Below are 26,718 nucleotides of genomic sequence, written 5' to 3'. Positions count from 1 at the left end.
GAAGGGATCGTCAGGATGAATGCCGTCCTCGTGTGCGTCTCCACGTCACATGGCAATACGCGTCGGGTCGCAGACACCTTGGCCCAGGTACTGGGTGCGAAGGTCGTCTCGCCCGAAGAGGCCGACCTGGCGGAGCTGGCCCGCGCCGACCTCGTGGGATTCGGCTCGGGCGTCTTCTACAGCAGGCTCCACCCCCGCCTGACCGACTTCGTCAAGGCACTTCCCACCAGGCGGGGCCGGGCGTTCGTGTTCGCCACCAGCGGGCTCCCCGAGATGCCGTTGGCGCCTTTCACCCGCCCCCTGGTCCAGCTCCTCGAAGGCAAGGGCTTCGAGGTGGACGGGAGCTTCTCGTGCCGGGCCTTCGACACCTGGACGCCCTTCAAGCTCGTCGGCGGCATCAACAAGAAGCGGCCGAACGCCGGGGACCTGGCCGCCGCGCGGGCGTTCGCCGAACGGCTGCGGGACGGGTGAGAGCCGGTGACCATCGTGCCACTGCGGGAGAGTGCCCAGGCCCCTCGGAACCGAGGCCGCGACCACGATGTCCGGTCCCCGAGAGAGTGGAGGCGTCCTGGATCAGGGCGCACGCCCTACTCCCAGCGTTCGCGGAAGTTCTCGAAGTCCTCGAAGTCCTCGAAGTGTTGCGACAACGCCCGTGCCCGGTCTCCATCGCCGTCATCGACAGGTTCTCGCACCCCGCCCCCTGCGAGGCGCCAGGCCTTCTGTGTGCAGTGATCGGCGCACGTGCTCCAATGGCCGGGCGGGATAGTGGCCCGCGGGGGAATGAGGGGAAGGGCGGGGGACCGGTGGAGAAGACGGTAGGGGTCGCGGGCTGGTTGGTCGTGGCTCTCGTGGCGCTGGTGGTGGGGGTGGTGTCGGCCTTGGAGGTCCGCGAAGCGATGGAGCGTGAACGGGAGTTCCTAGGCGCCGCGGTCTGTACTTCCGTGCCAGTAACCGTGTCGGCATGTGTGTGGGATCAGGCATTCACCGTCCGCCGGGCCGACACGCACCAGGGCGAGCGGGGGAAGGAGCCGGAGGCCACGTTGCTGCTGCCGACCGGCAAGGCCTGGCAAGTGGCCTTCCCCAACGCTGACCCGGTGGTATCGGAGATGGAACCGGGCGACTCGGTCGTCGGCGCGATCTGGCACGGACAGGTCATCGAGGTACGGGACGCCGATGGGCGGCGCCAGCAGACGACGTCCAGCCCGGTGGGGTGGCCCGCAGACCGGCTCGGCGGCGCACTCGCCTGCATCTCATTCGGCCTGACCGCCCTCGTCGGATCGCTGTGGGCCCTCATCGTCCGCCACGACCGACGGCACGCGCGCGCAGCCGCCATGGTGCGGTGGCACGGCGTCGCCCTGGGCCTGACAGCCCTCCTGACGCTGTGGGCGCAGTCGGACAACGACCGGCCTATATGGGCGATCCCGGCGATCTGGGGGCCTTTCGCGCTGATCCTGCTGGCCACGATGGTGGTGTCCGCCGTCGCCGCGCTCCACAGCGATGTGGAGGGCGACGACCTGTCCACCCAGCCGGCGGCCCCCTCGGCTCCGCCGCCGGCCGGGGAGAGGGGGGTGGTCGCGGGGGCAGAGGATCTGCCGCGTGAGTACCGGGTGAGCCGGGGCAGGAAGAACGGGCTCATAGCCCTCCTCGTCTGCAAGACGGCCCTGTTGTTGTTCCTTGCATGGACCGAGGAGATCATCCCCTCCTGGTTGAAGCTCGGACTGAGCGTGGTACTGCCGCTGTTCCTGGTGGTCATCGTCGTCCGCGTGCCTCGATCGGGCACTCAGGTGGACAGCACCGGCATACGGATCCGAGGGATCACCCACACGCGGCGGGTGGCCTGGGAGGAGATCCAGGAGATCAGGTCCAAGCCGCTCAGAGGGGCCGATAGCAGCCTCATCCCCCGTGTGATCGCGTACGCCTACCTGACGGGCGGCCGGCGCAAGCTGCTCCTGCACCTGAACGACACGGACTACGACATCGACCACGAGATCGCCGTCCTGCGTGCCGCCTTGGCCGAGCTCCGCGGCAGGGACTCGATGCCCAACGCGCCGGTCGCCTGACCCCTGGGCGTTTCGCAGGTCGACGGCGAGCGGGCAGGCGGGCGAGGCGGAGCGAGGGTGTGCGCCGCGATGACCAGCCAGGTCAAGCGGTCGGCGGCCTCCGGTGGGGGCTGTCCCGTGACTGCTGGTCATCTAGCCAGGTCGAGACGGGGGACACTGCGGCGGACTGCGTGACCCCGAAGATCCCTTCACGTTGAGACAGGCAGCGCACGGAATTACCAGCGCACTCGTCCACTGAATGGAAACACCATGAACACTCTTCGGCGTGCCATGACCACCACCGCCGCCGGCATTCTGCTCGCCGCAGGAGCGGTTGCCCTTGCGGCGCCGGCCCACGCGGACATCCACGCCGACCCGCTCGGCGGCCTGATCGACGTCGGGGTGAACGGAGCCATCGATGTGGGCGTTCTGGAGAAGGGGAACCTCATCAGCCTCCCCAACCCCGCCAGTGGCATCCTCTGAGCTTGAACCACACGATCGGGTTGTCATGATGGTCAGAGTCGAACGCGGCTCGAACTCAGTCGGCGTTTTCGCGACTCGGCCGGCATGAGGGCGGCCTTCGTCTGATCCTTTGCTCCGTCACAGAGTGGATCAGCGCGAAGGCCGTGGTCGTGAGCTTGGTTGTCCATCAGACGGCGACAAGCTCACAGCCATACCCAGAGCCCCTGGGGTCCGATTCCGCAGGCCGTTCCACGGCGACGCCGCGCAGGTCACACGGGGTCGTCCTCGCGCCGGTCCAGGAAGTAGGCCCGCACACCGCTCTCGATCGACGCGAGGCCGGAAGCGGACCAGCGGAAAACGCGACCGTCCTCGATCACCAGGTGCGCGGCCGGGTTAAGGATCTGCATCACCGATCCAGCGCGTGATGTCGCTGCGCCAAGTCTCGTACGGTTTCAGGAGCTGGCGCGGCCACACCCTGGCCGGCCAGGCAGGTCGCTCATACAGCCACGGCACCGAGTTGTAGCCGGCCGTTCGAGCCATGGCCGGGATGCCGAGCGCGGTGTCGCCTCCTCCTACCAGGGCCAGTTCGAACAATCCCGGGCCGTCGGTGAACAGTGAGCGGCATGCGCCCCACGCGAGTCCCATCACCCCGTTCTCGCCCGGCAGAAGCGCGCTGGGCTGGGAGAAGGCGTACCCGTCGGCGCGCTGATGGTGCGCGGCCCTGAACGCCTGGATCAGCGGGGCCTTCTTGAAGGCCTCCCGCACGGCATCCCGCCAGCCGGGGCCGACGATCACATCGTTGTCGAGCCATACGACGTGGGTGTAGTGCGTAGGAAGGCGCTGTACTGCCAGGTTCACCAGGCGTTCCTTGTGCCACATGAACGGGCATTCCCGGTCCCAGAACGCGATCTTCACCCCCGCCGGTATCCGGGCCTCTGCGCCGGAGAGGAACACGTCCGGGATGGAGGCGGACCATTGGGGTCGTCATCTCCGCCCATAACGCTGAATCCTTCATCGACCAGGCGCTCGCCTCGCTGGCCGCGCAGCAGGTGCTCGCGGATCAGGTCGTGGTGGTCGACGACGGCTCCACCGACCGGACGGCCGAGCGAGCACGGCGCTGGCGCAGCGGTCTGCCCCTGACGGTGCTCTCCGATGCCGACCCGGTGGGGCCCGGTCCGGCCCGGCATCGAGGGATCACCGCCCTGGAGACCGACCTGGTCATGCAACTGGATGCCGATGATGCGGTGTTGCCGTGCCACATCTCGATGATGCGTGCAGCGCACAAGCTTCGTCCAGGTCTCATCAGCCCCCGGCCGCTGATCTGGGACGGCGCGCAGCGCCTGCACGTACCGGTCTACGCCAAGAACTCCTACCCACGGCCAGGCGATCAGCTGGCGCAGTTGCTCCTGCAGTGCTACGTGGTGATCGGTGCGCTCTACAGCCGACGCGACTACCAGGCAGCCGGCGGGTACGGGGCCTGCCGGTACGGCGAGGACTGGGACTTGTGGCTGCGTATGGCCGCCGGAGGGGTCTTCATCAGCAAACTGCCGGAGCCCACCTACCAGTACCGGATCCATGGGTCATATTCGGCCCGGTTCGACATCCGGCAGGCGCAGACCGAACCCCTCGAGCGCTTCCTGGACGACTGCCATGTGCCGCGCTTCCACGGCCCGGACAGTCTCGATGATGAAGGCCTGCGGCTGGAGTGGAGTTCGCTCCGGGAAAGCGGCCTGGCACAGTTCGGCCTCACCGGCGCGGGGGCCGCACGCTCCTAGTACAGCGGCAGATCAGGTCACCCGCCTCCGCAGGCTTCTTTCCTCACCCCCATAGTGCGCTGGTCGGCGGGGGTGGGGGAAAGAGCAGTCGGCCACCGGCACTCAAGGCGGCCGAGGGCGAGGAGCTGCGGGCGCGCGGGCTCGCGCTCTTGAGGGTGTTCACCGACCGAACGGGTTCGCCCATGCGGGTGCTCCGGCACGGCGTGTGGCCGCTGGCGGCCGTAGCGTTCGCGGTGGACACCGATGCCCGGGCCGGGCGCCCGGATGCGTGGTGTGCCCGGCTGTTCGTCCGGCTCAAGGAATGGCACCGCTTATGCGCGCAAAGCTCTTCGTGATCAGTACCGTCCTTGTGGGCGCGATGGCGGCCGGCTGCGGCAGCGGCGGGCGCTCGCTCAGCGGGGGTGGACCCGAGGTTGCGCGCACCGACCTGAGCGCGTTCTACGAGCAGGAGGTCACCTGGCGTGCCTGCCCCGCCCAGGAGGTTCCCGCTGACGCCCCGAAGGGATTCCAGTGTGCGACGGTGCGCGTGCCTTTGGACTACAGCCGGCCGGGCGGGCGCAGCATCAGCGTGGCGGTCAACCGGCTGCCCGCTGCGGACAAGGCCAGGCGCGTCGGTTCGCTGTTGACCAATCCCGGTGGTCCCGGCGGATCGGGCCTGGCATACGTCTACGACAGCGCCACTGATTTCTCCCCTGCGGTGCGGGCCCGGTACGACATCGTGGGCATGGACCCGCGCGGTGTCGGAAAGAGCTCGCCGGTGCGGTGCCTGACCGAGGAGGAGGGAGCCCGCCTGGGGAAGACGGCGGGCAGCGATGTGCGGGCGCTGGGGCAGGGGCATGCCAAAGGGTGCGCGGCCCGGGCGGGAGACCTGCTGCCGTTCGTCGGCACGGACAACGCGGCCCGTGACCTGGATGTGGTGCGTGCCGTGCTCGGCGACGAGAAGCTGACGTACTACGGGGTGTCGTACGGGACGCTGCTGGGCCAGTTCTATGCAGAGCAGTTTCCGTCCCGCACTGGGCGGATGGTCTTGGACTCGATCGTCGACCCGACCGTGTGGCCGGGCGACACCGCGGCCGAAAGCGCGGCGTTCGACACGGCGCTGGGCGTGTTCGTACAAGCCTGCCTGGACCGCGGGAACTGTGCCATGGGCCGTGGGCGGGCCGAGGTGACCAAGAAGATCGACGATCTGATCACGCGGCTGAACCAGCAACCGCTCAAGACCGCCGACGGCGCACCGGTCACCGGTTGGGACCTGGCCAGCGGGCTGAACCAGACCCTGTTCGCCGAAGAGCGGTGGGTGCCCGCGCAGCAAGCCCTCGGGGCCGCCTTCCAGGGCGACACCGCCCCTTTGGCCGCCTACCTCCACCTCGTCGTGGGGGACGGTTCTCAAGGAGCCTCCGGCCTTGGTGGGGATCTTGCTGTGCGGTGCCTTCACTTGCGCACCGAGCAGCGCACACCCGAAGCCGCCGAGGAGATGGCCGCCGAGGTCGACAAGACCGCACCCTTCTTCGGCCCGATGATGATGTTCGGCCGGTACGCCTGCACCGACTGGCCGGCAAAGCCCCTGCCGAACGCCGGACGCGCCCTGAAGGCCGAAGGCGCGCCTGAGATCCTGCTGGTGCAGAACTCCTTCGACGCCGCCACCCCCGCCCAGTGGGCCAGAAGCGTCGAAGGGCAGCTCGACAGAGCCCGCCTGATCACCAACACCTCCGGCGGCCACGGCTTCTACACCCAGGGCCCCTGCACCCGGAAAGCCGTCGACGACTACCTCCTGGGCGGTGCCATGCCCGCCCGCGGAACCGTCTGCCACGACCGGGCAGCAGGCATCCCGGCCACGAGTTGGGGTCAGACGGCCGCTGACCGGGCCTTTGAGGTCGGCGGCGCTGTACTACGTTGGATCACGTCGGGCACACGGTCAGGCGGCCCTGGCAATCCACGGCCAGCAGCAGACGCTCCCGGGTGGAGGTGCCCAGCGGCGTCAGGGATCCGCTGCCCTGCGCCAGCACACTCAGCACGGCGAGCAACGCGTGCAGGACCCGGTTGGGCCTGTGTTTCTTGACGAGCGTCGCCCGGTCGGTGGAACGGGACTCAATGCTCCAGCCCAACGCCATACGCTCGGCGATCGCCCTGTCGAGTTCCGTCGCTGCCTTGCTGCTCACGTTGTCCCTCTCCTTCTGCTCTCGGTCGTTCGAGGCTCACGGCATCGCTGACAGCGACCGCACTCTCCCGGGAGCCGGTGGGCACCAGATGCCCGGCCGGGGCTGGACAGCGTGGCGCAGCTGTCTTCAGGGCGTCACCGCCGCCTCACGGCCGTGAAAGGAACCGGTGGCTGCCGCGATGTTGCCTGCGCTGAAGTGCCGGGGAAAGCGGCAGGTGAGGTGGTTCAGCAGCGGTGTGCCGCCCTCGCGGCCGATCAGGTATCCGGCCGAGTCCGGCCCGGCCCGCCGTGTGCGGGCACTGACAGCCACGATAGGAGGAGCGTTATGCGGTCATCCATACGTTTTGTAACAGCTGCTTTGCAGGGAACCGAAGGCCGGGTAGCGACAGGCGCCCGCCCTTACCGCACCCCGTAGGGAAAGCGATCCGGCCCCGCGATGCCCGCCGGCCATCCCCGGGCCGGCCGCCGCTCAACCAGCGGCCGCGGCCCCGCCGGCCCCTACTGGTCCAGGTGAACGGGTGGGATCGGTGTTGATCCCCTGGATGCGACGAGCACCGGCGCCCGGACGGGAGGCCGTTTGCCGGCGAGCTCGATCTCGGTGGTGAACCGCCGAAGCCCATGGCCGTACGTCCTTCTTCGTACCGGAAGCGGACCGGGGAGCCTTGCGCCTCCCCGATCCCAGCAGCAATACGGCGGGCCGCGGCGGGCCGCGGCGGGCGGTTCAACACCGCGGCCCGCAATCGTCGTACCGGTCCGGATCAACTGAACGACGCGCCGCTCCAGTCGGCCACCGATGGGGACTGACTGATCGGGGCCACGGCGTGCACCTACCGGGCCGTGACCCTCACCGGTTCCGTGTCGGCCTCGCTGTGCCGCTCGGCCCAGGTCTCCAGCGCCGTGCGGCAGGCGTGGTCGACGTGGTGCAGCCCGGAGAGGTCCAGCTCCACGGGGCGGTCTTGAGGCAGCGCCTCCAGACTGTCGAGGATCTTCGGCAGCCGCAGGAAGGTCGCGTTGCCCGACAGGTACGCCTGGACGGGGCCGGCGCCCTTGTCGATGACCTCCAGCCTGACGTGCGAGGCCTGCCAGGCGGTCTTGGCGACCGACAGCGCCAGACCGATCAGCACGCCTTCGAACATGTTGACCGCGACGATCGCCACGGCCGTGACCACGAGGATCAGCGCCTCACCGCGGTACGCCGTCCACAGCAGCACGACCTGCCGGAACGGGATCAGCTTCCAACCGGCGTGCACGAGGATGCCGGCGAGGGCGGGCAGCGGGATCAGCTCCAGGACGGACGGCAGAAGAACCGCGAACAGCAGCAGCCACACGCCGTGCAGCACGCGGGAGGCCTTGGTCTTCGCGCCCGCCTGGACGTTGGCCGAGCTGCGCACGATCACGGCGGTCATCGGCAGCGCGCCGAGCAGCCCGCACACGGTGTTGCCGGCGCCCTGCGCCATGAGTTCCTTGTCGTACTCGGTGCGCGGCCCGTCGTGCAGCCGGTCCACGGCCGCCGCGCTGAACAGGCTTTCGGCGGAGGCGATCAACGCGAACGCGATGATGGTGCCGAAGATGGCCGGCTGGGCCAGCTGACCGAAGGCGTCGGCCCCCGGCGGCTGGATGGCGCCGAGCAGTCCCTGCACCTCCACCGTGGCGACCGGCAGCTCGAACGCCAGCGAGGCCAACGTGGCCAGCAGCACCGCCGCGAGCGCGCCCGGCACCGCCCGGACCCGTTTCGGCATCCGCTTCCACAGCACCACCACCGCGATGGTGGCCGCGCCCACCCCGAGCGAGGCCAGTGCCTCGGTGCTGCCGGCCGCGCGGACGAGCGCCTCCGGCAGCCCCGCGATCTTGTCGATGCCGGACGCCGGTGCCTTCAGGCCCGCCGCCGCGTACAACTGGCCCGCGATGATCACGAGCCCGATGCCGGCCAGCATCCCCTCGACCACCGAGACCGAGATGGCCCGGAACCAGCGGCCCAGCTTGAGCGCGCCCATGAGGAGCTGGAGCAGACCCGCGGCCAGCACGATCACGCCGAGCGCGGCCAGCCCGAACTGGCGGACGGCCTCGAAGACGAGCACGGTCAGACCCGCGGCCGGCCCGGACACCTGCAGGCTGCTGCCGGGCATCAGTCCCGCGACGATGCCGCCCACGATGCCGGTGACCAGGCCCAGTTCCGCCGGGACGCCGGAGGCGACGGCCACGCCGACGCACAGCGGCAGCGCGACGAGGAAGACGACGAGGGAGGCGGCGAAGTCCTGCCTGAGATGGGGAGACTTGATCACAGCATTCATGGCGCCGCTCACAGAGCCTGGAAGGTATCGGTGTCCGCGCGGTGTTCGAGTACGGCCCCGGTGTGCACCTCGTAGTACCAGCCGCGCACCCGCAGGCGCCCCTCGGCCAGTCCCTTCTCCACACACGGGTACGAACGCAGGCGCAGCAGTTGGGCGAGCAGGTGGTGCTGCACGGACGCGGCGACCGCCGGGTCGTCCGGGTCGGCCGACACCGGCCGGTCCGCGGCGTACGCGAGCCAGTCCCGTACGGCGGGGACGGGGTCGAGGTCGTCTCCGCGGACCAGCGCGCCGACGGCACCGCAGTGCGAGTGGCCGCAGACGACGATGTCCTGGACGCCGAGCACTTCCACGGCGTACTCGATGGTGGCGGCCTCGGAGGTGGGCCGCTCGGAGGCGTACGGCGGGACGATGTTGCCCGCGGTGCGCAGCTCGAAAAGCTGCCCGGGGGCGGCGCCGGTGATCAGGGCCGGTACGACCCGGGAATCGGAGCAGGTGATGAACAGGACCTGTGGGGACTGGCCTTCGGCGAGTTTGGCGAACTCCTCAGGGCGCTGTCCGAACGTACGGGCGTTGTCGATGAGGGGCTGCATGCGTGGTCATTCCTCCTGGCGCGCCATGACGGCGCGTCGGACGGGCAGGACAGAGGGGGGAGGCGTGCTTCGCTGTCAGCAGCGGAAGACCTGGAGCGCCGCCGGGACGTGGCGGATGCGCGCGGAGGCCTGCTGACCCGCCGAGGCAGCGGTCGCCGTGACCCGTGATGGCGCACGGCGTCTACCTGGATGACTCAATTCCGGACTGGGCTTCGGCCGCGGCACGACGGGCCCCGTGCGCGTGTGCGAACGCCGCCGCGTGCGCCGGCGGCAGGCGGTGAGCAGGGCGGCGGCGGGGATTGCGAGCACGGTCCCGGCAGTCACACCTCGCACTATCCATCCCTCCAGCAAAATCGGCATCTCTTGTACGCACCAAGCACCAGTCAATGATTGGTCAAGAAACACGTTAACCCGACGAAGTTGTTTGCGCGGTGAACTCAACGTGTCCAACTGGAGAGAGCCCGAAAGTGCGAGGTTTGTTGGCGCGAACCTTTCCTTCATCTCGTGCGGTTGATCGACTGAAGGCCTCGACGAGCCGCTTCCCCCGTCCGAGTCCCGTCGTCGGAAGCGGAGCATCTTGCTCTTAGTTCGTTCTCAGCGAAGCAATGCCGAGCCGAGTGGCCGCCCGCTCCTGCCGGAGGGCGCGCCTGGTTGCTTGATGCTCGCCAGGAACGTCATCCGTCGCCGTGAGGAAGCCGGGCCAGGGCGTCGGCGAGCTGCCGCACGGACACGGACCCCGACTCGGGCGGCCCGGCCTGCGACCACGCCCGCTGGGCGACGGCCGTGTCGCCTCCGGCTGCCGCGAGGACGTTCTGCTTCGCGCTGTTCTCGTGGACCGGGTCGGTGTCGACTCCGAAGTCGGCGAGGTGCACGACGATGCGGACCTCGAGCTTGGCGTTGGAGGCCATCCGTTCGTTGAGGCGGTAGACGCGGACCCGGTGGCCGACGGGGGCTCGGGCGCGTTCGATCATCGCCCGGCCGGCTTCGCAGTCGCCCCGGTCCGTGCGGATCGTCTGTTCCAGCTCGCAGAGGTGTCGCGTAGGACCAACACGCCGCGGGTACTGGACGCCTCGACCCGGACGTCGAGCAGGGTGGCCGTGAACTGCTTCGCGGCGTCCAGGCGGGCGATGTCCTGCCCCACGGTGTCCCCGAGGACGTAGAGGCTCACGGCGCGCTCGCGGACCCGGTCGGTCCAGGCCGCCTCCTGATCGGCCGGGCAGGGGCCGACGGCGTGCACGGCGGCGATGACGGCAGTACCCGGCACACGGCGGGCACAGTTCACCCGCCATGCGGAAGGGCCTGCCGCACTCGGCGCACTCCCGGTGTACGCCGTTTCCGTACGCCGTGGGGTCGTAGGGCAGCGGGTACCGGCGTCGGTTCCGGCTTCCTGCCGAGGGCCGTCTGGGTCGCCGTCATTTTCGCCGCGGCACTATGCGCTGCCGCCCTGGCGGTAATCCACCGCATGTCCCTGGCCACGGACCGCACTCGCGCTCGTGCTGGTCGCCGGCTCGGCTGCCGTTGTCATCCCTCTCGCCAAGTCTCTGGGCTACGACCCCGTCGTCGCACGCGACACCTCCGAGCTGATCTGCGACGCGCATGCAGAGCCACGGATCTGCCTCCGGCCGGAGAACGCCGGCGACACGACGGTCATCGGGCAGACGCGCACGGCTCGAGAACCGGGTCGCGGCCACCGCGCGCGGCGACTACGTTACCGGCGACGCCCTCAACGACTGGGTCCGTCACCGCGCCTACCTGGCCGGCCTGCCCGGCTGGCACCTGGTCACCTCGCACGGCCTGCGCCGCGGCCGGCGCCCAGGAGATCGCGGACGCCGGGGGCGATCCGACCCAGCAGGGCCGCTGGAAGCCGGGTTCGGCCACGGTGAAGCGCGAGTACCTCGACCGCGCGCAATCCCGGGCCCAGAACCCCTGGCACCAGGTCCAGGCGGCGCGCCGCAGGGCCTCGGCAGACGCTCCGTGAGCCGTGAGGCGGGAACCGGGGCCGACCTCGCAGGGAGGGGAGCTCTGGCTATGTCGGGCCAGCAGTCCACGGCCAGGTGGCGTGGCGGCCGGCCTCGATGAGACCGACCATCCGGAACGCGGCGTCCGTGAGCCCGCCGAAGGCGTGCCTGTGGGGGCCTGCGGGGCTGTGGGCGGGCTGGTACCCCGCCAGGTTCCAGGTGTATACGGGGATCCCGGACGGTACCGGTTCGGCCGGCCTGCCGGGGCCTTGGTGCGCGGCCTGCTCGTCGGTGACGATCAGGACTCGGTCGTGTTCCCGGTAGTGGGTGCCCAGTGCCAGCGTGGTCTGGGTGCCCCCGAGGCTGTGGAAACGTTTCAGCACATCGAGCACTGGTTCCCCCGCCGCGAACGGCACCGGTGCGCTGGACGAACCGAACTCCACCAGGTCCGCCTGCTGGGCGCGCATCGCCAGCGCGGTCCCGAATACGGCCGCGGCGTCCGCGCGGGTCAGGGTGGACCGCTCGGAGAGGGTGTCCCAGAACATGGAGTCGGACCGGTCCACCAGGATCAGCGTCCGGCCGGGCAGGGTCGGTACGTTGGCCAGGGAGTGGCCCAGTGCCCGCTCCAGAGGGGCTGCCCAGCGCGGCGACGGCGCGTGCTGGTGGGCGGCCAGGTAGCGGAAGGGGAATTGCCGGGAGCGGGCGACCTCGGCGGCGTCCGAGATGCGTGTCGCGACCCGGGCCGCCGCCTCGTCCGAGACCCCTGCCTCGTCGAAGTTCCGCAGGTTCCGCAGGAGCGCCATCGGGCCCATCGAGGGAATCACGGCCTCCCAGACGGCGGCGTCCATCGGTCCGTGGAGCCAGCCCGCCAGGGCCTCCCAGGTCATGCCCGCCGCGGCCAGCCGTTCGGCGCCGCCCGGCCCGGTCACCGCGGCCCGCCGCCCGTCCGGCGGCAGCTCCATCAGCGCCCGGTGCGAGGTCAGCAGCCGGTCGGTGGCCGGCACGGCCGCCTGCTCCGGGTGGTGGCGGCGGTCCAGGGCGTGCCGGAAGAGGGCGCCCTGCCAGGGCTTGTCCGGGTCGGGGGAGGCGTGCACCAGGTTGAGCACGTCCCCGAAGCGGAAGGCCTTGGACGCGGTGTCGTACTTCAGCAGGGACCGCGAGGAGTACAGCCGGCGTACGGCGTCGGCGATGCCCCGCTTCACGGGTTGCGGCACGTTCCGCCCGTACCGCGAGGTCCAGTGGGCGAGCAGCTCTCCGGGCTCGTCGGCGCGCTGGAGCACCGAGTCGATCACGGACCGGTTGGACGGGCCGCCGGCCGACCCGGCCTCGAGCCGCGCCCGAACGTACGCGGCGGCACCGACCAAGGACGCCGTGCGCATGTTTCCCTCGCTGCGGAGCCAGCGCAGCAGGCACCGGCCGTCCATACGGGGTCCGCGACGGCGAGTTGACCCACGAGGCGGGCGTATCGGTCGTCGCGGTCCTGGCCGCTCTCGTAGAAGGTCTGCTGGGAGACGAAGTTGCCGACGGCCAAGAGGAAGAGCTCCTCCCGGGGCTCCCGAACGAAGGCCGGTCCGCCTTCGTAGGTGCGCGTGGCCTGCCCGGTGCGCCAGTGGTGGACCGCGGGTGCGTGCGTGGTGTGGGCGGCGGCCGCCGAGACGTGCGGGGCCACGAGCATCTCGGACCAGATCTTGGAGACGCGCTGAGTGTAGCGAGGCAGTGAAACCCCCGGATCGAAAGGAACGGACGGCCCCGGCCAAAAGTCCAAGGGGCGAGGTGCGGCCGCGCCGCCCGAGATCAAAAAGGGGCGGCGGCGTCACTTGGTTGTCAGAAGGAAGTAGCCGCAGCCGGGCGCATCGGGGGCGCGGTCGCGATGACACTAAAGCAGGCCAACTGCCCTCACACCAGCGATTAAACGGCGCGAACGTCTGCCCCGTCCTCCCCCGACCGATAACCCTGCGAGCCATCCCCGCATACGCGGGGAGCGGGCTTGCTGACCTGGGACTCTACGCGGGGCGGAGCCCGTTCTCCCACACTTTCACTGGATCCGGCAATCCGCTCATAGCTCCGACCAAGCCAAGGCCATCACCGTGAGCCGGCGCCCAGCTCTGCCGGTCAGGCTGTTCCTGGCGGCCGTACGGAAAGGACTTGGCCGCGGCGGGACTCAGCTCGTCCTGCGGGCCTGCGCCAGCCCGGCCGGGTCGATCCCGAACAGGAACGGCTCCGTGATCCGGGTGACGGTGTACGCCGGTACCTCCACGCAGATCAAGCTCGCGCTCTTCCCGACGCTCCTTGTCACGGTCTCGGTGTTGGGAATCGTCGGCGCCTCGACCACCGACAACCTGATCAGTAACGTGATCTCTGTCCTGCCGACCGAGTCCCGCCCCGTCATGCAGAGCACGTTGCAGGGCATGGCGGAGCAGCACACAGCTGCTTGGATGCTGGCCGTCTTCGGCACGATCGGCGCCCTGGGGTCCGCCTCCAGCTATCTGGGGGTCTTCCGTCGAGCGCTGCACGTCATGCACGGCATCGAGGACCTGCGCCCGGCGTGGAGGACGGCGCCACGGCTGGTGATGACCGCCCTGGTGCTCCTGATGCTTCTGGTTTCCAGTGCCCCCTGGTGCTCATCCTGACCGGCGAAGCGGCCCACACCGTCGGCCGGCTCGTAGGCACGCGCAGTATGGCCGGCACCGCATGGAACACGCTGAAATGGCCGCTCCTGCTGTGCCTGGTCGCCATCTTGGTGCTGGTGCTGTTCCGCTCGGGCCCGGCCGGGACACGCGGGGTGCGGCAGAGGCTTCTGGGAGACGCTCTGGCCGTGGCACTGTGGCTCGTCGCCTCCGCCAGCTTCGCCCTCTACGTCTCGCACGTGGGCACTTACAACCGGTTGTACGGGTCGCTCGCCGGGATCATCGTCTTCCTGGTGTGGCTGTGGCTGTCCAACCTGGCCCTCCTCACCGGCGCCCAGTTCAACGCCGAACTGGCCAAACTCCGCCGTCCGTGACCCACCGGGCATAAGCTGCCCAGCCCTCGTCCCGATCGGCCAGCCACTCGATTCCCTCGCACACAGGCACCCCCACAGACAAAGCGACGACCAGTACGCCAGGCACCGCAGCCCCCTCCGCTAACGTACGCGGGTTCCGGTGGTCGTGGCTCTGCCACCGACTGACGACCGCTGCCCGTCGCGTCACGCCGCATGTCACAGGAGACCCGCGTCGGCACTCGTGAGGTTGGAAAAGACTGAGAGCATGACACACTCAACCGGTCCGTCGGCGACCAGTGCCCGCCCCGGTCGCTGAGGAGCCTGACGACGCGCTGCTGCGCCGCACGCTCATCCAACTGCCTCCGGGCACGCCGGCATCTTCGGACCGGAACGGACCCCCCGGCGTAGCGCTTGCCGCTTCACGACGCGGGTATGGGAACGTCCAAGCAAACCAGTTCGGCTAGGAGTTCGTAATGGCGCGGATAGTCCTGCGTGACAAGACCGCGACGGAACCCGGGGACCGTGTTCCCGGAAAACCTCCCCTGTCTGTGCTCGGCCGGGTACTGGCCATGCTGCTGGCCTTCGCGGCGATGGTGGGATTCGCGGTGGTGCTGGCCCGGCTGACGCTGGAACCGTCGGCGGCATCCGTGCCGTTGACGCACAGTAACCTGCGCCCTGGTGACTCCATCCGTGCCTATCTCGCCCAGCCCGCGTCGCTTGACACGGTCAAGCAGCTCGGCGGCAATATCGTGATGGGTGTGCCGTTCGGTGTGCTGCTGCCGGTGCTGGTGCCCCGAACCCGAGGGCTGGTCCGGGTAGCGGTGGTCACCGCTCTCGTGATGCTCCTCGTGGAACTCGTCCAAGGCGCCCTTATCATCGGGCGTACCTTCGACATCGATGACGTTCTGCTCAACACCACAGGTGCTCTTCTGGGTTACCTGCTGATCGGCCTCCGGTTGGGCCGTGCAGTGCATCCCCGGCGCCGCCACTGGTGGCACCGATTCACCAAACGCTCGGTGACTGCTACGGATCCGACGTAACTGTTCGCGTGAGAACGCTTCAGCAGCGGCATGGGCCGGGTATCGCTGCCGGGGCAGTCGTCGAGCAGTGATGCGATCCCTGTCGGTAGCCGGGGCCGTGCTGTCATGGGCGGCCGGCATCCACCACGGCACCATGGGCGGACATGCGAGCCCCTGCAGCACAGGCCGGACGATGCCTTTCGCGTCCCGCGCGGTCCCGGTGGCGATCCACTGATTCCCGTACGCCCATGCTCGTATCGTCACGCCCTGGCCGTTGAGGAGGGCGAGGAGAGCCGCACCGCAGGACTCCTCCACGGTCGGGTTCGTGAAGCCGTCCAGGACTAGGGTGCGCGGGGCCCGTGACGATCAGCCAGCAACTCGACCAGCCTGTGCGGGTCGATGTCCAGAGGCAGATGTAGAGACCCGCCCGGGGCGGCGCACCGCCGGCAGGCCGTTGAGCGTCGATTGCGCGAGGTCCATGGCGGACAGTCAAGCGCACCGCAGGGACAGTGGACTGGCCTTGTTCGCGAGTTTCGGCTCTGGCTCAACTTCTGTGGTGCGGTCGTGTTGCGTGACTGGCCGTCATGGCGGTGGCGAGCTGCATGACAGGACCTCCGGCGGAGTATCGAAGATGTCCGTGTAGTGCGATGTGGGAATCACCAGGGTGTGGCCTGGCGCGAGGGAGTTCAAAGGAGCGAACGCCGTGGCCACGGGTCCGCGGATCACCCACCGGGCGGAGTCGTCGCGGATCAGGCGGCAGAAAATGCAGTCCATGTGGTCTGACCCTGTCAGATACTCACGTCGATGTAGTCGATGTCCGTGAACTCCACCAGCAGCCCCTGCGCGCGGCTGCCTCCGTCCTTGAAGTAGGCCTCCTGCAGGCCCTCGGCGGCGATCTGCCGCAACTCGGACTCGGAGGCGCCGGCGTCCTGGGCGGCGAGCAGCCGGCGCCCGTACTCGGGCGGCAGGTGCTGGGTGATCCGCCGCATCCGCCCGTCGTCCGTGGTGCCCGCAGCGGCGGTGAACCCGAACCGAGCCCGGGTCTCGATGACCAGCCCGGTCTGCTTCGCGGCCCTCCCCCGGGCCCGCTTGCGGACCAGGGGCTGCCACCGGCGCCGTACCTCGGCCTCCAGCCGGCCCGCAAGCGCGGGCTTCGGCTTCCTGATCTGGTCTTTCACGTACCGCTCCACGATGCGCTGCGAGACCCCAAACAGACCCGCCACCGCCCTGGTGGCACCCTTGTGCTGCCTCACCAGATACCGCATCCGCGCGCCCGCACTGCGCGGGATGGGCCGTGTGTCCGCCTCACGCGCGGCCCGCTCCAAGCTGTCTCCGACGATGCCCATGGTGTTCCTCCGTTGCCCCGTCTGGGGACGCCGAGGCGTCGCCGGAGTCTGCGCAGGTGGTGCCAGACCGCGCAGCCGTGCAGAACCCGGCATTCGGCGGGGTCGGTTCACGCACTGGCGGTCGCTTTCCGGCCAGAGACCGACACCCCATTGACCCGATGACTCCGCGTCGCGATTCTCAACGGCGTCCCCGATTCCCCGTCCAGCGGAAAGCGAACTCCCACGATGCGAAAACTGATCGGCTCCCTCACCGCGGGCATCATCGCGGCCACCGGCCTGGCCACGAGCGCCGCCGCCCCCGCGACCGCGGTCGGCTCCGGGGCCTTCAGCGTGCTCACCTACAACGTCGCGGGGCTCCCGCTGGGACTCGGCGACAGCGACCCGGCCGTCAACACCCCGCTGATCGGGCAGCGCCTGAGCCCATACGACATTGTCAACGTCCAGGAGGACTTCAACTACCACGCGGCGCTGTATGCCAACGACCGCCACCCGCACCGCAGCGCGACCAGCGGCGGCGCGCTGTTCGGCGACGGGCTCAACACCCTCTCCCACCAGCCCTTCGGTGATTACCAGCGCGTCGACTGGGAGAAGTGCAACGGGACCGACTGCCTCACACCCAAGGGCTTCACCCTCGCCCGGACCCGGCTCGCCCAAGGCGTACTCGTCGACGTCTACAACGTCCACACCAACGCCGGTTCGGCGGACGCCGATCTGGCCGCCCGCCGTGCCAACATCACCCAGCTCTCGGACTTCATCGCCGCCAACTCCGGCGGCAACGCTGTCATCGTGATGGGCGACACCAACACCCGCTACACACGTGCGGGCGACAACATCAGGGAGCTGGCCACCCGCAACGGGCTCACCGACGCGTGGGTGCAGTTAATACGCGGCGGCGCCGCTCCCCCGCAGGGAGCCGACCCGCTGGTGTGCGACCCGGCGAATGTCACCGACGCCTGCGAGGTCGTCGACAAGATCCTCTATCGTGGCGGCCCGCTCGTGCACCTCACCGCCACCCGTTACGCCAACGACCACGCCGCCTTCCTCGACAGCGCGGGCAAGCCACTGTCCGACCACTACCCGCACACCGTTGACTTCTCCTGGCGTCCGGCCGAAGGGCTGCGCGCTTCCGACCAGTTCGGCGGGCCCCACGGCACTGCCTTCAACGACGCCGACGACCTGCCCGCCCGCCCCTCCCCGCGCACCCTCACCCTGCGGGGCGGCGCGCGCCTCGACTCGGTGTCGCTCGTCCTGGACGGCGGTACTGCGCTCACGCATGGCAGCACCGGGGGTACGCCGGTCTCCCTCACCCTGGTGCCGGGCGAGCACCTCACCACGGTGCGGCTCACCAAGGGCGTCAAGGACGGCCGGACGCGGATCTTCTCCGCCGTCTTCACCACCGACAGCGGACGCACCCTGTCGGCGGGCACGGCCACGTCCGACACCGCCACCTACACCGCGCCCACCGGCTGGCAGATCACCGGCTTCACCGGGCGCGCCGGTGGCGAGATCGACAAACTGGGCGTGATCTACGCCCCCATCGACTGATCCGATAGTCGTTCGAATATTTCACGACGTGACGGCAACCTTTCCCGTCACTGCGGCCACTGGTAGGGATGCTCCGGTACCCCCGGCGGGGCGCGCCAGATGGCCGACCGGGCCGCCGGGTACGGGCCACGATTCCTCGACGGGGCCGTGAAGAACGTCCCCGTGGCCGTCGGGCTGCCGGACACGCTGCTCTACTACAGCGACGACCGGGCCACCTTCGACGAGCACGCTGCCCTCCCTCATCGGGTTCTTCCACGGCGCCGCGCTTGTGTCCGCGCGTGGGCTGAAGGCCAGCAGCATGGTTCCGTACTCCGTCAAATGGCTGGAGATGGTGATCGCTCTCCTGCCGGGCATCGCGGAGGAGATCGACAGCGGCGACTACAGCAGGCCGTTGTCCTCCGTCGGCAACTTCTACGAGGGGATCGCCTACGACAAGGAACTGGGCGAGGAGGCGAACCTCGATGTCGCCTGGATCGAGCCGATGCACGATCTGCTGCGGCGTGCTGTCGCCGAAGGCCACCGCGAGGAGAGCCTCTCGGTGCTGTATGAGCTGCTCAGGAAGCCCGCGCAGGCCACGCTGGGTGCATGACAGCAGCGGGGTGGCCGAACGAGGGCCGCAAGTGTGAGCTGGATCCTGTGTTCGGCAAATGCGACATCCATCGAGGAAAGGCACCGCGGCCTAGTGGAGGCCGCCGGACGGCCCAGCAGGCCGCCCCGCCAGTCCCAGGTACGCGCCAGGCCGGGTCAGACCTCAGGCGGCGCTCCTCGCTCTTGGCCGCCGTCACGAGCACCTTCTCAACCTCGTAGCGGTTCTGCCCCGTCGTCTTCGCGTGCTCGGTGACCGCCTCGTGCACCGCCGCCGCAGCCTCCAGCCACGGCCGCCACGCCTCCGCCCCGCAGGGGGCGGCCGTCGCACGCACCCCGGGCCGCGTCGGCCGTGCGCCGAAGCTGGATGAGTTCGTCGTTCAGTTCGATTGCCATCGCGGGGTCCTACGATCCGCGCGGCCCCTCATGACTGCGCCGCTGTCCTGTGCCACCGAACCTTGATCGTGGAAGCCCCTTGGGGCGGCGGTTGCGCCGCCGGGCATCGCAGGCCGGCGAGCCGGTCCGGGGCAGGCAGCCGACTCTGTTCGTCAGAGCGCCATGCCCTCATTGCGCGGATAGTCTGGGAAGTGTGATCGAGTCTGGACGGCCGCGACTCCGTCGGCGCTACGGCCGGGAGAGGCTTGTGCGGCTGTCTCCGGTCATTCTGACCGTCGTGATCGCCAGCCTGGCCTACTCCACTCCGCCTGAGATGGCCTTCAGCCGCCTCCTGCCCGCGGCGCCAGCCCTAGCCGCCGCCATGTGGCCGGTCCTCCCCACCGTCCTGCTCGGGACGGTCTGCCTCTTTCTGATGATCGGCCTCAGCCTCGTCTTCCCCGATCTGGGAACGTGGTGGACGGCCGCGGGGATCATCGCGGTCACCGTGGCCGCCGCGTACGGAAGCCATGTCCGGCTCCAGCGGGAGCGCACCCTCTTCCAGGTACGGCTCGTCGCCGACGCGGCGCAACAGGTGGTGCTGAGCCCTATGCCACGCCGCTTGGGGAACGTGGAGATCGAGTCGCTGTACCTCGCGGCCGCGGCGGAGGCCCGCATCGGCGGGGACTTCTACGAGGTGGTCGACACGCCATACGGGGTCAGGCTGCTCATCGGTGACGTGCGGGGCAAGGGCCTGCCGGCAGTGGGGGCGGCCGCGGCGATCGTCAACGCCTTCCGGGAGGCGGCCTACGGCGAGACCGACATGGTCAACGTCGCACGCAGGCTGGACGCCAGCAGCACCCGTTACAACGCCGCCTTTCCCCCCGAGGGGCCGATGGAGCGCTTCGCCACCGCCCTTCTCGTCGAGATCCCGCACGAGGGCAGACGTATCGACATCCTCAACTGCGGACACCCCCCACCGCTGCTCCTGAACCGCAGGAAACTCCGTGTCCTGGAGTCCGCCACCCCCTCACCACTGCTCAGCCTCGCGGAGCTGATCGGTGATCACTACAACGTCGACACCTTCGACTTCGCCCCCGGCGACCTGCTGCTCCTCTATACCGACGGGATCGCCGAGGCCCGCGCCCGCGACGGCGAGTTCTTCCCGCTGGCAGCTTGGATGCGTCGACAGCCCCCGACACCGCCCCGTGAACTGCTCACGGCTCTTCACCGCGACCTCCTCCACTACAGCAGAGGACGCCTTGACGACGACATCGCCGCCCTCGCCGTACGCCTGTGTGAGACCTGAGGCACGGAGTCCCAGCGAGCGGCCCGCACCGCTCAACCCTCGATGGCACACACTCAAGCTTCAGTGGCACAGGACCGCGCCACTCTTTTGGCTGTCCGGCTACTCAGGGGAGGTGAGTATGCGCACTCTGCCCCGGGACCCGGGCGGGCCCGGATGCTGGGGCCATGCGCCAGAAATCACTGGGACTCGCTCCCTACCTGCTCTTCCTCATACCGGTGGCGGCATGGGCCGCCTGGCTGGGCTGGGACCAGCATCGTGACGTACACGCCGACGGCTCGGAAACCGGCCCGTACGAGACGTGGCAGGTGATCGGGTTGGTGCTGACCCTACTGGCATCGGTGTACTGGGCCGCGTCGCGGGGTCGTATCGCGGATGCCGTGCTCGCCACCACGACTGGTCTGACCGCCGCCGCCTACTACGACTGGTCGGACGACGCCAGCGGCCTCTTCATGGTTGGCGTGGGCATGGTCATGACGGCAAGCCTCGTGGTAACCATGAGCCTCTCCGTGCTGATCGCCTCCGTGACACGGGCCGAACGGCGAAGCGGCCCAAGATCGACACCGCTGCAGCCCGGCCCGGATACCGGCGCGTGATCAAGTCCCATCGCCCCACACCACTGCTGCAACAACCAGCAACCCACCACCTCCGAGCACCTCCGCCCACCGCCGGTCACGATCAGGTGGCAGGAAACCGTCGCCCGTCACACTCCCCTGGCAAACCGACAGGCCCGCAAGCGCGGGCTTCGGCTTCCTGATCTGGTCTTTCACGTACCGCTCCACGATGCGCTGCGAGACCCCCAACAGTCCCGCCACGGCCCGGGTGGAGCCCTTGTGCTGCCTCACCAGATACCGCACCCGCGCGCCCGCGCTGCGCGGGATGGGCCGTGTGTCGGCCTCCCGCTCGGCCCGCTCCAAGCTGTCCCCGATGATGCCCATGGTGTTCCTCCGTTGCCCCGTCTGGGGACAGTTTCGCGGCCGGTTGCGCAGGTCAGCACCACGGCCCCGGCCATAAGCGACAGGGCCAGCCCCACGCCCGCGTGCCCGGACCAGTCCGCCCACCAGCCGCACGCCGCCAGGAGCGTTCCCGCGAGCGTGCCGGTCCCGGCACTCTGCTGCCTGCCGGTCATCACCACCCCGCCCACACCCCCCTGCGGCTGGGGCGGCCACCCACTGACCAGGTCGCTTCTCCCCGAGACCGTACGCGCCTTCACCGCCGGCGCCCCGCCCCCCTTGGTGAGCGCAGCGTCCTGTCGGTGAGCGGGGACCGCGGCTTCGGCCGGGGCCGGCTGGCCGGGCGCGGCGGCGGGGGTGGTGGTGGAACGGGAGCGGGCCGCCGCCGGGGAGACCCGTCGCGCGGCTGCCGCCGGCACCCGAGCGGGCGGGTGCCGGCCACGCTTCCTGCGGGTCAGGCGCCGACGAGTTCTTCCAGGACGTCTTCCATGGTGACGAAACCGAGCACGGTGCCCTTGCTGCCGGTGACGGCGGCGAGGTGGGTTCCGGCCGCGCGCATGGCGGTCATGGTGTCGTCGAGCGGGGTGTCCAGGGCGACCTTTGTGATGGGGTGGAGCGCGCTGCGGGGGAAGGGCGCGGTGCGGTCGGTGAGGCCGAGGGCGTCCTTGATGTGCAGGTAGCCGAGGATCTCCTCACCTGGTCCGGTGACGGGCAGGCGGGAGAAGCCATGTGCCGCTGCCGCTCGTTCCAGGCCCTGGGGGGTGATGTCGTGGCCGAGGGTGACCATGCGGTCGAGGGGGACCATGACTTCGCCGGCGGGGCGGGTGCCGAGCTCCAGGGCGTCCTGGAGGCGTTCGCCGTCCTCGGGTGCGAGGAGGCCGGCGGCGCTGGAGTCCTTGATGAGGCGGGTGAGTTCGTCGTCGGTGAAGACGGATCCGACTTCGTCCTTGGGCTCGACCTTCATCAGCCGTAGCAGGGCGTTGGCGAAGGCGTTGATGCCGAAGACGAACGGACGCAGAGCCCGGGTGAGGGCGACCAACGGCGGCCCCAGCAGCAGGGCCGTGGGGGCCGGGGCGGCGAGCGCGATGTTCTTCGGCACCATCTCGCCGACGAGCATGTGCAGGTAGGTGGCGAGGGTGAGCGCGATGACGAAGGCGATCGGGTGGATCAGCGCCTCGGGTACGCCGACCGAGTGGAACGGGGGTTCCAGCAGGTGTGCGATGGCGGGTTCGGCGACCGCGCCCAGGACCAGGGAGGAGACGGTGATGCCGAGTTGGGCGGTGGCCATCATCGCGGAGAGGTGTTCAAGTCCCCACAGGACCGTCTTGGCCCGGAGGTTGCCTTTGCGGGCTGCCGGTTCGATCTGGCTGCGCCGTACGGAGATCATGGCGAACTCGGCGCCGACGAAGAAGGCGTTGGTGATCAGGGTGAAGGCGCCGATCAGCAGCTGGATGGCGGTCATCGGCTCTTCTCCTTGGCCCGGGTGGGCACGGCGGCCGGTGCGGTGATCGCGACGCGGTCGGCGCGGTGGTGCTCGATGTCGAGTACGGACAGCTCCCAGCCGTCCACGGTGAGGGTGTCGCCCTCGGCGGGGATACGTGCCAGGCGGGTGGCGATCAGGCCGGCGAGGGTCTCGTACGGGCCTTCCGGTGCAGTGAGGCCGATCTCTTCGAGCTCGTCAACACGGACGCTGCCGTCGGCCTCCCACACGGGGCGGCCGTCTTGGTCGGGTGCCTGGATGAGGTCGGGGACTTCCAGGGGGTCGTGCTCGTCGCGGACCTCGCCGACGACTTCCTCGATGATGTCCTCGACGGTGGCGACGCCAGCGGTGCCGCCGTACTCGTCGATGATCACGGCCATGGTGCGGGCCTTGCGCAGCCGCCCGAGGAGAGTGTCCACGGGCAGGGAGTGCGGCACAAGCAGGGGCACGGTCATCAGGTCGGTGACCGGGGTGAGCGGCCGCTTGCCCTCCTCCAGGGCGAGGACGTCGCGGATGTGGACACTGCCGATGACCTGGTCCAGGGTGTCGCGGTAGATGGGGAAGCGGGACAGGCCGGTGGCCAGCGTGAGGTTCGCGGCGTCCGCGACGCTGGCGTGTGCCTCCAGGGCCTGGACATCGATCCGCGGGGTCATCACGTTCTCGGCAGTCAGCTCGGCCAGGTGCAGGGTTTTGACGAACAGCTCGGCCGAGTCCGCCTCGATCGCACCCGCCCGGGCCGAGTGCTGAACGAGCGCGACCAGCTCCTCGGGCGTGCGGGCGGAGGCAAGCTCCTCGGCGGGCTCCAGGCCGAAGCGGCGCACCAGACGGTTCGCGGTGCTGTTCAGGTGCCGGATCAGCGGTCCGAAGGCGGCAGTGAAGGCGCGCTGCGGCCCGGCGACGACCTTCGCGACGGCCAGCGGACGAGAGATCGCCCAGTTCTTCGGCACCAGCTCGCCGACCACCATCAGGACGACCGTCGAGATGGCCACACCCAGCAGGGTCGCCGTACCCGACACGGCACCCGCGGGCAGGCCGGCGACCTCCAGGGGGCCGCGCAGCAGGGCGGAGACGGACGGCTCGGCGAGCATGCCGATCACCAGCGAGGTCACGGTGATGCCCAGCTGGGCCCCTGAGAGCTGGAAGGTGAGCCGCTTGGCGGCCGCCAGGGCGCTCTCGGCGCCCCGCTCACCGGCCTTGGCGGCGCGTTCGAGCTCGCTGCGCTCGACCGTCGTCAACGAGAACTCGGCGGCTACGAACACCGCGCACGCCAGCGTCAGAGCCAGCGCGAGAAGCAGCAACAGGACTTCGGTCACCGTGCCACCCCCACTCCCGGCTGATTCATCGGGCAAGGCGTGGCACGGCTCGTACTGGGAGGTTCACCCATTGCGGGTCTGCTGCTCCTTCTTCACTCGATCGGACCGCATTCCGGCCCGATGGATCTGGGCGGACAATTATCCGCACGACAACTGTAAAGGAGCAGTAAAGCCCCTGGCCAGAGGCGACGCACAGGACAGGGGGAGGGGTCTTTTCGGACTTTCCCAGCCGATCTCTCGCCCCTGCGTTCCACAGTTGCCTCGTTCTCCTATGCTTCTACATGCTTGTAGATAATGCCAGTGTGGTGCGGGGTACTCCGTGCTGCCCTGGCGCCCGTACGCGCGCTCTGTGGGCGCGGAGTCAGGAGGGGAACGCCACATGGCTTCGATCGATCTGGACAAGGTGCCGGACAAGGCGTGGGCGGACAAGAGCCTGCCCGAGGTGCTGGCCGCGCCCGTGTCCGCGCTCAAGGGTGTCTCGGACCGACAGGGCGACCCCTTCAACGAAGCATTCGGCGTCAAGACCGTCGCCGATCTTGCCGACCTGAAGTACGTCGGCTGGGCGCAGGCCCTGGCCGCCCTGGACGCGGCGAAGTAACGCCCCCAACGGGCGCTTGGTGCCGCGGAGGGGACCTGCACCCGCGGCGCCGCGCCCCTACGCAATCCACACGCACGTAAGACGAAGGAGAACGCCACGATGGTGTTCAAGCGCCTGCTCGGCTCGATGGGTGTCGGCGGACCCGCCGTTGATACGGTCCTTGCGCCCGGAGCCGTCCTGCCTGGCGGCAGTCTGACCGGCGAAGTCCACCTGACCGGAGGCCGGGCCGACTTCGACATCGAGCACATCACGCTCGAACTCCTCGCCCGCGTCGAAGCCGAACACGACGGCGGCGAGCAGGAGGGCACGGCTGTCTTCGAACGCTTCAGTGTCGGCGGCGGTTTCCGCCTCACCGAGGGTGAGCACCGCACCCTGCCGTTCGCCCTCACGCTGCCCTGGGAGACCCCCGTCACCGAGCTGCACGGGCAGGCACTGGGCATCGTCCTCGGGGTCCGTACCGAGCTCGCGGTGGCCGGAGCCAAGGACAAGGGCGACCTCGACCCCTTCACGGTGGGCCCGCTGCCCATCCAGGAAGCGATCCTGGAAGCCTTCGGACAGCTCGGCTTCGGCTTCAAGTCGGCCGACCTCGAATACGGGCGCATCAACGGCTCCGGCCAGCAGCTGCCCTTCTACCAGGAAATCGAACTCGCCCCGGCCCCGCAGTACGCCCACCAGGTCAACGAGATCGAGGTGACCTTCCTGGCCAATCCCGGCGGCATGGAGGTCATCCTGGAGGCCGACAAGCGCGGCGGCCTGTTCTCCGGCGGCCACGACATCCTGGGCCGGCACCACGTCAGCCACGAGGGTGCGGCCCACCGGGACTGGAACGCGGTCATCGGGTCTTGGATCAGCCAGCTCCTCGACGCCCACAGCGCCCGCACCGCCCACCACCCCTACGGGCACGGCGACGTCCACGGCGGCCACACCCACAAGGATGACCACGGCCACCACGGGCATGACAGCCACCACGGCTCTCACCGGTCCGGCCCCGGCATGGGCACCGTGGCCGCCGCTGGCGCCGCGGGACTGGCCGTCGGCGTGGTCGGCGGCATGGTCGCCGCCGAAGCCGTCGACGAGATCGGCGACTTCTTCGAGGGAGACGACGAGGAAGACGGCGGGGACGAGGAGGCCTAGCCGCACCTCCACCTGCGCACTGACTTCTACGTTGGTGTAGAAATAACTTGTCCGGGCCGGCCCGTCCGTCCCCGGCCCGCACGCCCCCTACGACCAGTGGAGTTGGCATGGCCCTGTGGGACCGCTTCAAGGAATCCGCCCAGCAGATGCAGACGCAGCTGGAAGCGAAGAAGAACGACCTCAAATCCGGCGCCTTCCGCGATGCGTCCATGGCGATGTGCGCGCTCGTCGCCGCCGCCGACGGCACCATCGACCCGTCCGAACGCCAGCGAGTCGCCCAGCTGATCGCCACGAATGACGTGTTGCGAAACTTCGACGCCGCGGACCTGCAGCGGCGCTTCGACGAGAACCTCAACAAGCTGACCGCTGACTTCGACTTCGGCAAGGTCAGCATCCTGCAGGAGATCGCCAAGGCGAAGAAGAAGCCCGCCGAGGCCCGTGCCGTCATCCAGATCGGCATCGTCATCGGCGGCGCCGACGGCGACTTCGACAAGACCGAACAGGCCGCCGTCCGCGAAGCCTGCTACACCCTGGACCTGCTCCCGCACGAGTTCGACCTCTGACCGGATCTCCCGCCCGCCGGGACCGGCTGAGGCCCATCCCCCGTTCGAGCCCTCGGAGTCGCCGACACCGAGGGCATCGACTGCCCGCGGACGGCTCACAGGGCTGGTCAGCCTGGATGACTTGATCACACGCCCGCCTCCTGGGGCCGCAGCACGCCTGATCAGCGGTCCTGCTGGGAGGTACGCTCACGAGGCCGGGGACCGCACCTCCCAGCAGCACGTGCGGCCAGCCCGCACTGCGGCCGTCGTGC

Annotated in this window: 24 protein-coding genes and 3 pseudogenes; 15 read left to right on the top strand and 12 right to left on the bottom strand. The window is 69.5% G+C overall.

All coding sequences use genetic code 11. The features are described 5' to 3' along the window. The first annotated feature begins 15 nt into the window (after nucleotides 1-15). The 3 genes from ABZX75_RS27555 to ABZX75_RS27545 all read left to right on the top strand — a co-directional run bounded on the left by ABZX75_RS27555 (nucleotide 16) and on the right by ABZX75_RS27545 (nucleotide 2,522). Nucleotides 16-471, top strand: coding sequence for a flavodoxin family protein (locus ABZX75_RS27555; RefSeq protein WP_355415113.1), 456 nt, complete (start codon nucleotides 16-18; stop codon nucleotides 469-471). 332 nt (nucleotides 472-803) lie between these two features. After that, on the top strand, nucleotides 804-2,060 hold the full coding sequence (locus ABZX75_RS27550; protein ID WP_355415111.1) for a PH domain-containing protein: 1,257 nt from the start codon (nucleotides 804-806) through the stop codon (nucleotides 2,058-2,060). Between the two features lie 270 nt (nucleotides 2,061-2,330). After that, nucleotides 2,331-2,522, top strand: a complete 192-nt coding sequence (locus ABZX75_RS27545) for a hypothetical protein (RefSeq protein ID WP_355415109.1) — start codon at nucleotides 2,331-2,333, stop codon at nucleotides 2,520-2,522. A gap of 248 nt (nucleotides 2,523-2,770) precedes the next feature. On the opposite strand, the gene ABZX75_RS27540 is transcribed toward ABZX75_RS27545, so the two are convergent. Continuing rightward, on the bottom strand, nucleotides 2,771-2,908 hold the full coding sequence (locus ABZX75_RS27540; protein ID WP_355415107.1) for a hypothetical protein: 138 nt from the start codon (nucleotides 2,906-2,908) through the stop codon (nucleotides 2,771-2,773). Next, the gene (locus tag ABZX75_RS27535; RefSeq protein WP_355415105.1) at nucleotides 2,895-3,416 is read right to left on the bottom strand and encodes a hypothetical protein; all 522 of its coding nucleotides are present in this window, start codon (nucleotides 3,414-3,416) and stop codon (nucleotides 2,895-2,897) included. Before ABZX75_RS27535 ends, ABZX75_RS27540 begins: the two co-directional genes overlap by 14 nt. On the opposite strand from ABZX75_RS27535, the gene ABZX75_RS27530 reads away from it, so the two are divergent. Both ABZX75_RS27530 and ABZX75_RS27525 read left to right on the top strand, forming a co-directional pair. Then, a complete protein-coding gene (locus tag ABZX75_RS27530) occupies nucleotides 3,389-4,276 on the top strand; it encodes a glycosyltransferase family A protein (RefSeq protein ID WP_355415153.1) in 888 nt (295 codons plus the stop codon). The two genes, ABZX75_RS27535 and ABZX75_RS27530, sit on opposite strands and share 28 nt — an antisense overlap. 268 nt (nucleotides 4,277-4,544) lie before the next feature. Next, nucleotides 4,545-6,335, top strand: a complete 1,791-nt coding sequence (locus tag ABZX75_RS27525) for an alpha/beta hydrolase (RefSeq protein ID WP_355415103.1) — start codon at nucleotides 4,545-4,547, stop codon at nucleotides 6,333-6,335. A gap of 256 nt (nucleotides 6,336-6,591) precedes the next feature. Here ABZX75_RS27525 and ABZX75_RS27520 read toward each other — a convergent pair. The 6 genes and pseudogenes from ABZX75_RS27520 to ABZX75_RS27495 form a co-directional block, all read right to left on the bottom strand. Next, nucleotides 6,592-6,708, bottom strand: a pseudogene (locus ABZX75_RS27520) (DedA family protein); the annotation flags it as partial. Between the two features lie 553 nt (nucleotides 6,709-7,261). After that, on the bottom strand, nucleotides 7,262-8,725 hold the full coding sequence (locus ABZX75_RS27515) for a SulP family inorganic anion transporter (RefSeq protein WP_355415101.1): 1,464 nt from the start codon (nucleotides 8,723-8,725) through the stop codon (nucleotides 7,262-7,264). A gap of 8 nt (nucleotides 8,726-8,733) precedes the next feature. Further along, on the bottom strand, nucleotides 8,734-9,315 hold the full coding sequence (locus tag ABZX75_RS27510) for a carbonic anhydrase (protein ID WP_355415099.1): 582 nt from the start codon (nucleotides 9,313-9,315) through the stop codon (nucleotides 8,734-8,736). Nucleotides 9,316-9,989: 674 nt separating this feature from the next. Further along, a complete protein-coding gene (locus tag ABZX75_RS27505) occupies nucleotides 9,990-10,286 on the bottom strand; it encodes a hypothetical protein (protein WP_355415097.1) in 297 nt (98 codons plus the stop codon). After that, nucleotides 10,283-10,579, bottom strand: coding sequence for a hypothetical protein (locus ABZX75_RS27500; RefSeq protein ID WP_355415095.1), 297 nt, complete (start codon nucleotides 10,577-10,579; stop codon nucleotides 10,283-10,285). Before ABZX75_RS27500 ends, ABZX75_RS27505 begins: the two co-directional genes overlap by 4 nt. Before the next feature lie 762 nt (nucleotides 10,580-11,341). Then, nucleotides 11,342-12,948 (bottom strand): annotated as a pseudogene (locus ABZX75_RS27495) (TROVE domain-containing protein). Between the two features lie 412 nt (nucleotides 12,949-13,360). On the opposite strand from ABZX75_RS27495, the gene ABZX75_RS27490 reads away from it, so the two are divergent. From ABZX75_RS27490 to ABZX75_RS27480, 3 genes are all read left to right on the top strand, one after another. Beyond that, a complete protein-coding gene (locus ABZX75_RS27490) occupies nucleotides 13,361-13,903 on the top strand; it encodes a YhjD/YihY/BrkB family envelope integrity protein (RefSeq protein WP_355415093.1) in 543 nt (180 codons plus the stop codon). Then, nucleotides 13,891-14,274, top strand: coding sequence for a YihY/virulence factor BrkB family protein (locus ABZX75_RS27485; RefSeq protein ID WP_355415091.1), 384 nt, complete (start codon nucleotides 13,891-13,893; stop codon nucleotides 14,272-14,274). Before ABZX75_RS27490 ends, ABZX75_RS27485 begins: the two co-directional genes overlap by 13 nt. A 452-nt stretch (nucleotides 14,275-14,726) precedes the next feature. Further along, the gene (locus ABZX75_RS27480) at nucleotides 14,727-15,293 is read left to right on the top strand and encodes a VanZ family protein (protein WP_355415089.1); all 567 of its coding nucleotides are present in this window, start codon (nucleotides 14,727-14,729) and stop codon (nucleotides 15,291-15,293) included. Nucleotides 15,294-16,060: 767 nt separating this feature from the next. Here the strand turns inward: ABZX75_RS27480 and ABZX75_RS27475 are convergent. After that, entirely contained in the window at nucleotides 16,061-16,618 is a 558-nt protein-coding gene (locus ABZX75_RS27475; RefSeq protein ID WP_355415087.1) for an XRE family transcriptional regulator, read from the bottom strand. Between the two features lie 225 nt (nucleotides 16,619-16,843). Here ABZX75_RS27475 and ABZX75_RS27470 point away from each other — a divergent pair, with 225 nt between their 5' ends. From ABZX75_RS27470 to ABZX75_RS27455, 4 genes are all read left to right on the top strand, one after another. Then, nucleotides 16,844-18,163 (top strand): jacalin-like lectin, encoded by a 1,320-nt coding sequence (locus tag ABZX75_RS27470; RefSeq protein ID WP_355415085.1) that lies wholly within the window; start codon nucleotides 16,844-16,846, stop codon nucleotides 18,161-18,163. A 268-nt stretch (nucleotides 18,164-18,431) separates the two neighbouring features. Further along, nucleotides 18,432-18,752 (top strand): hypothetical protein, encoded by a 321-nt coding sequence (locus tag ABZX75_RS27465; protein ID WP_355415083.1) that lies wholly within the window; start codon nucleotides 18,432-18,434, stop codon nucleotides 18,750-18,752. A 585-nt stretch (nucleotides 18,753-19,337) separates the two neighbouring features. After that, entirely contained in the window at nucleotides 19,338-20,429 is a 1,092-nt protein-coding gene (locus ABZX75_RS27460) for a PP2C family protein-serine/threonine phosphatase (RefSeq protein ID WP_355415081.1), read from the top strand. A gap of 164 nt (nucleotides 20,430-20,593) precedes the next feature. Continuing rightward, entirely contained in the window at nucleotides 20,594-21,022 is a 429-nt protein-coding gene (locus ABZX75_RS27455) for a hypothetical protein (RefSeq protein WP_355415079.1), read from the top strand. Between the two features lie 135 nt (nucleotides 21,023-21,157). Here ABZX75_RS27455 and ABZX75_RS27450 read toward each other — a convergent pair. From ABZX75_RS27450 to ABZX75_RS27440, 3 genes and pseudogenes are all read right to left on the bottom strand, one after another. Beyond that, nucleotides 21,158-21,364, bottom strand: a pseudogene (locus ABZX75_RS27450) (XRE family transcriptional regulator); the annotation flags it as partial. Nucleotides 21,365-21,833: 469 nt separating this feature from the next. Beyond that, complete coding sequence (locus ABZX75_RS27445) at nucleotides 21,834-22,841, bottom strand: hemolysin family protein (protein ID WP_355415077.1); 1,008 nt, start codon at nucleotides 22,839-22,841, stop codon at nucleotides 21,834-21,836. Beyond that, nucleotides 22,838-24,172, bottom strand: a complete 1,335-nt coding sequence (locus tag ABZX75_RS27440) for a hemolysin family protein (RefSeq protein ID WP_355415075.1) — start codon at nucleotides 24,170-24,172, stop codon at nucleotides 22,838-22,840. The genes ABZX75_RS27445 and ABZX75_RS27440 overlap by 4 nt, the downstream gene beginning before the upstream one ends. A 379-nt stretch (nucleotides 24,173-24,551) precedes the next feature. On the opposite strand from ABZX75_RS27440, the gene ABZX75_RS27435 reads away from it, so the two are divergent. The 3 genes from ABZX75_RS27435 to ABZX75_RS27425 all read left to right on the top strand — a co-directional run bounded on the left by ABZX75_RS27435 (nucleotide 24,552) and on the right by ABZX75_RS27425 (nucleotide 26,467). Beyond that, nucleotides 24,552-24,770, top strand: a complete 219-nt coding sequence (locus ABZX75_RS27435; protein ID WP_355415073.1) for a hypothetical protein — start codon at nucleotides 24,552-24,554, stop codon at nucleotides 24,768-24,770. Nucleotides 24,771-24,869: 99 nt separating this feature from the next. Beyond that, the gene (locus ABZX75_RS27430) at nucleotides 24,870-25,904 is read left to right on the top strand and encodes a sporulation protein (RefSeq protein WP_355415071.1); all 1,035 of its coding nucleotides are present in this window, start codon (nucleotides 24,870-24,872) and stop codon (nucleotides 25,902-25,904) included. A gap of 107 nt (nucleotides 25,905-26,011) precedes the next feature. Beyond that, nucleotides 26,012-26,467, top strand: coding sequence for a tellurite resistance TerB family protein (locus tag ABZX75_RS27425; RefSeq protein ID WP_355415069.1), 456 nt, complete (start codon nucleotides 26,012-26,014; stop codon nucleotides 26,465-26,467). The last annotated feature ends 251 nt before the right edge of the window (nucleotides 26,468-26,718 follow it).

The sequence above is a fragment of the Streptomyces sp. NPDC003038 genome (assembly GCF_040611115.1).
Lineage (GTDB): Bacteria > Actinomycetota > Actinomycetes > Streptomycetales > Streptomycetaceae > Streptomyces.
Note: the sequence above shows the minus strand (reverse complement) of the source record. Positions and strands in the feature narration are given on the sequence as shown.

What these genes read in the sequence shown, in the direction of transcription:
- ABZX75_RS27555 (WP_355415113.1), top strand. Translation starts at nt 16, where the DNA reads ATGAATGCCGTCCTCGTGTGCGTCTCCACGTCACATGGCAATACGCGT.
- ABZX75_RS27545 (WP_355415109.1), top strand. Translation starts at nt 2,331, where the DNA reads ATGACCACCACCGCCGCCGGCATTCTGCTCGCCGCAGGAGCGGTTGCC.
- ABZX75_RS27540 (WP_355415107.1), bottom strand. Translation starts at nt 2,908, where the DNA reads ATGCAGATCCTTAACCCGGCCGCGCACCTGGTGATCGAGGACGGTCGC.
- ABZX75_RS27515 (WP_355415101.1), bottom strand. Translation starts at nt 8,725, where the DNA reads ATGAATGCTGTGATCAAGTCTCCCCATCTCAGGCAGGACTTCGCCGCC.
- ABZX75_RS27510 (WP_355415099.1), bottom strand. Translation starts at nt 9,315, where the DNA reads ATGCAGCCCCTCATCGACAACGCCCGTACGTTCGGACAGCGCCCTGAG.
- ABZX75_RS27505 (WP_355415097.1), bottom strand. Translation starts at nt 10,286, where the DNA reads ATGATCGAACGCGCCCGAGCCCCCGTCGGCCACCGGGTCCGCGTCTAC.
- ABZX75_RS27480 (WP_355415089.1), top strand. Translation starts at nt 14,727, where the DNA reads ATGGCGCGGATAGTCCTGCGTGACAAGACCGCGACGGAACCCGGGGAC.
- ABZX75_RS27475 (WP_355415087.1), bottom strand. Translation starts at nt 16,618, where the DNA reads ATGGGCATCGTCGGAGACAGCTTGGAGCGGGCCGCGCGTGAGGCGGAC.
- ABZX75_RS27470 (WP_355415085.1), top strand. Translation starts at nt 16,844, where the DNA reads ATGCGAAAACTGATCGGCTCCCTCACCGCGGGCATCATCGCGGCCACC.
- ABZX75_RS27455 (WP_355415079.1), top strand. Translation starts at nt 20,594, where the DNA reads ATGCGCCAGAAATCACTGGGACTCGCTCCCTACCTGCTCTTCCTCATA.
- ABZX75_RS27445 (WP_355415077.1), bottom strand. Translation starts at nt 22,841, where the DNA reads ATGACCGCCATCCAGCTGCTGATCGGCGCCTTCACCCTGATCACCAAC.
- ABZX75_RS27435 (WP_355415073.1), top strand. Translation starts at nt 24,552, where the DNA reads ATGGCTTCGATCGATCTGGACAAGGTGCCGGACAAGGCGTGGGCGGAC.
- ABZX75_RS27430 (WP_355415071.1), top strand. Translation starts at nt 24,870, where the DNA reads ATGGTGTTCAAGCGCCTGCTCGGCTCGATGGGTGTCGGCGGACCCGCC.
- ABZX75_RS27425 (WP_355415069.1), top strand. Translation starts at nt 26,012, where the DNA reads ATGGCCCTGTGGGACCGCTTCAAGGAATCCGCCCAGCAGATGCAGACG.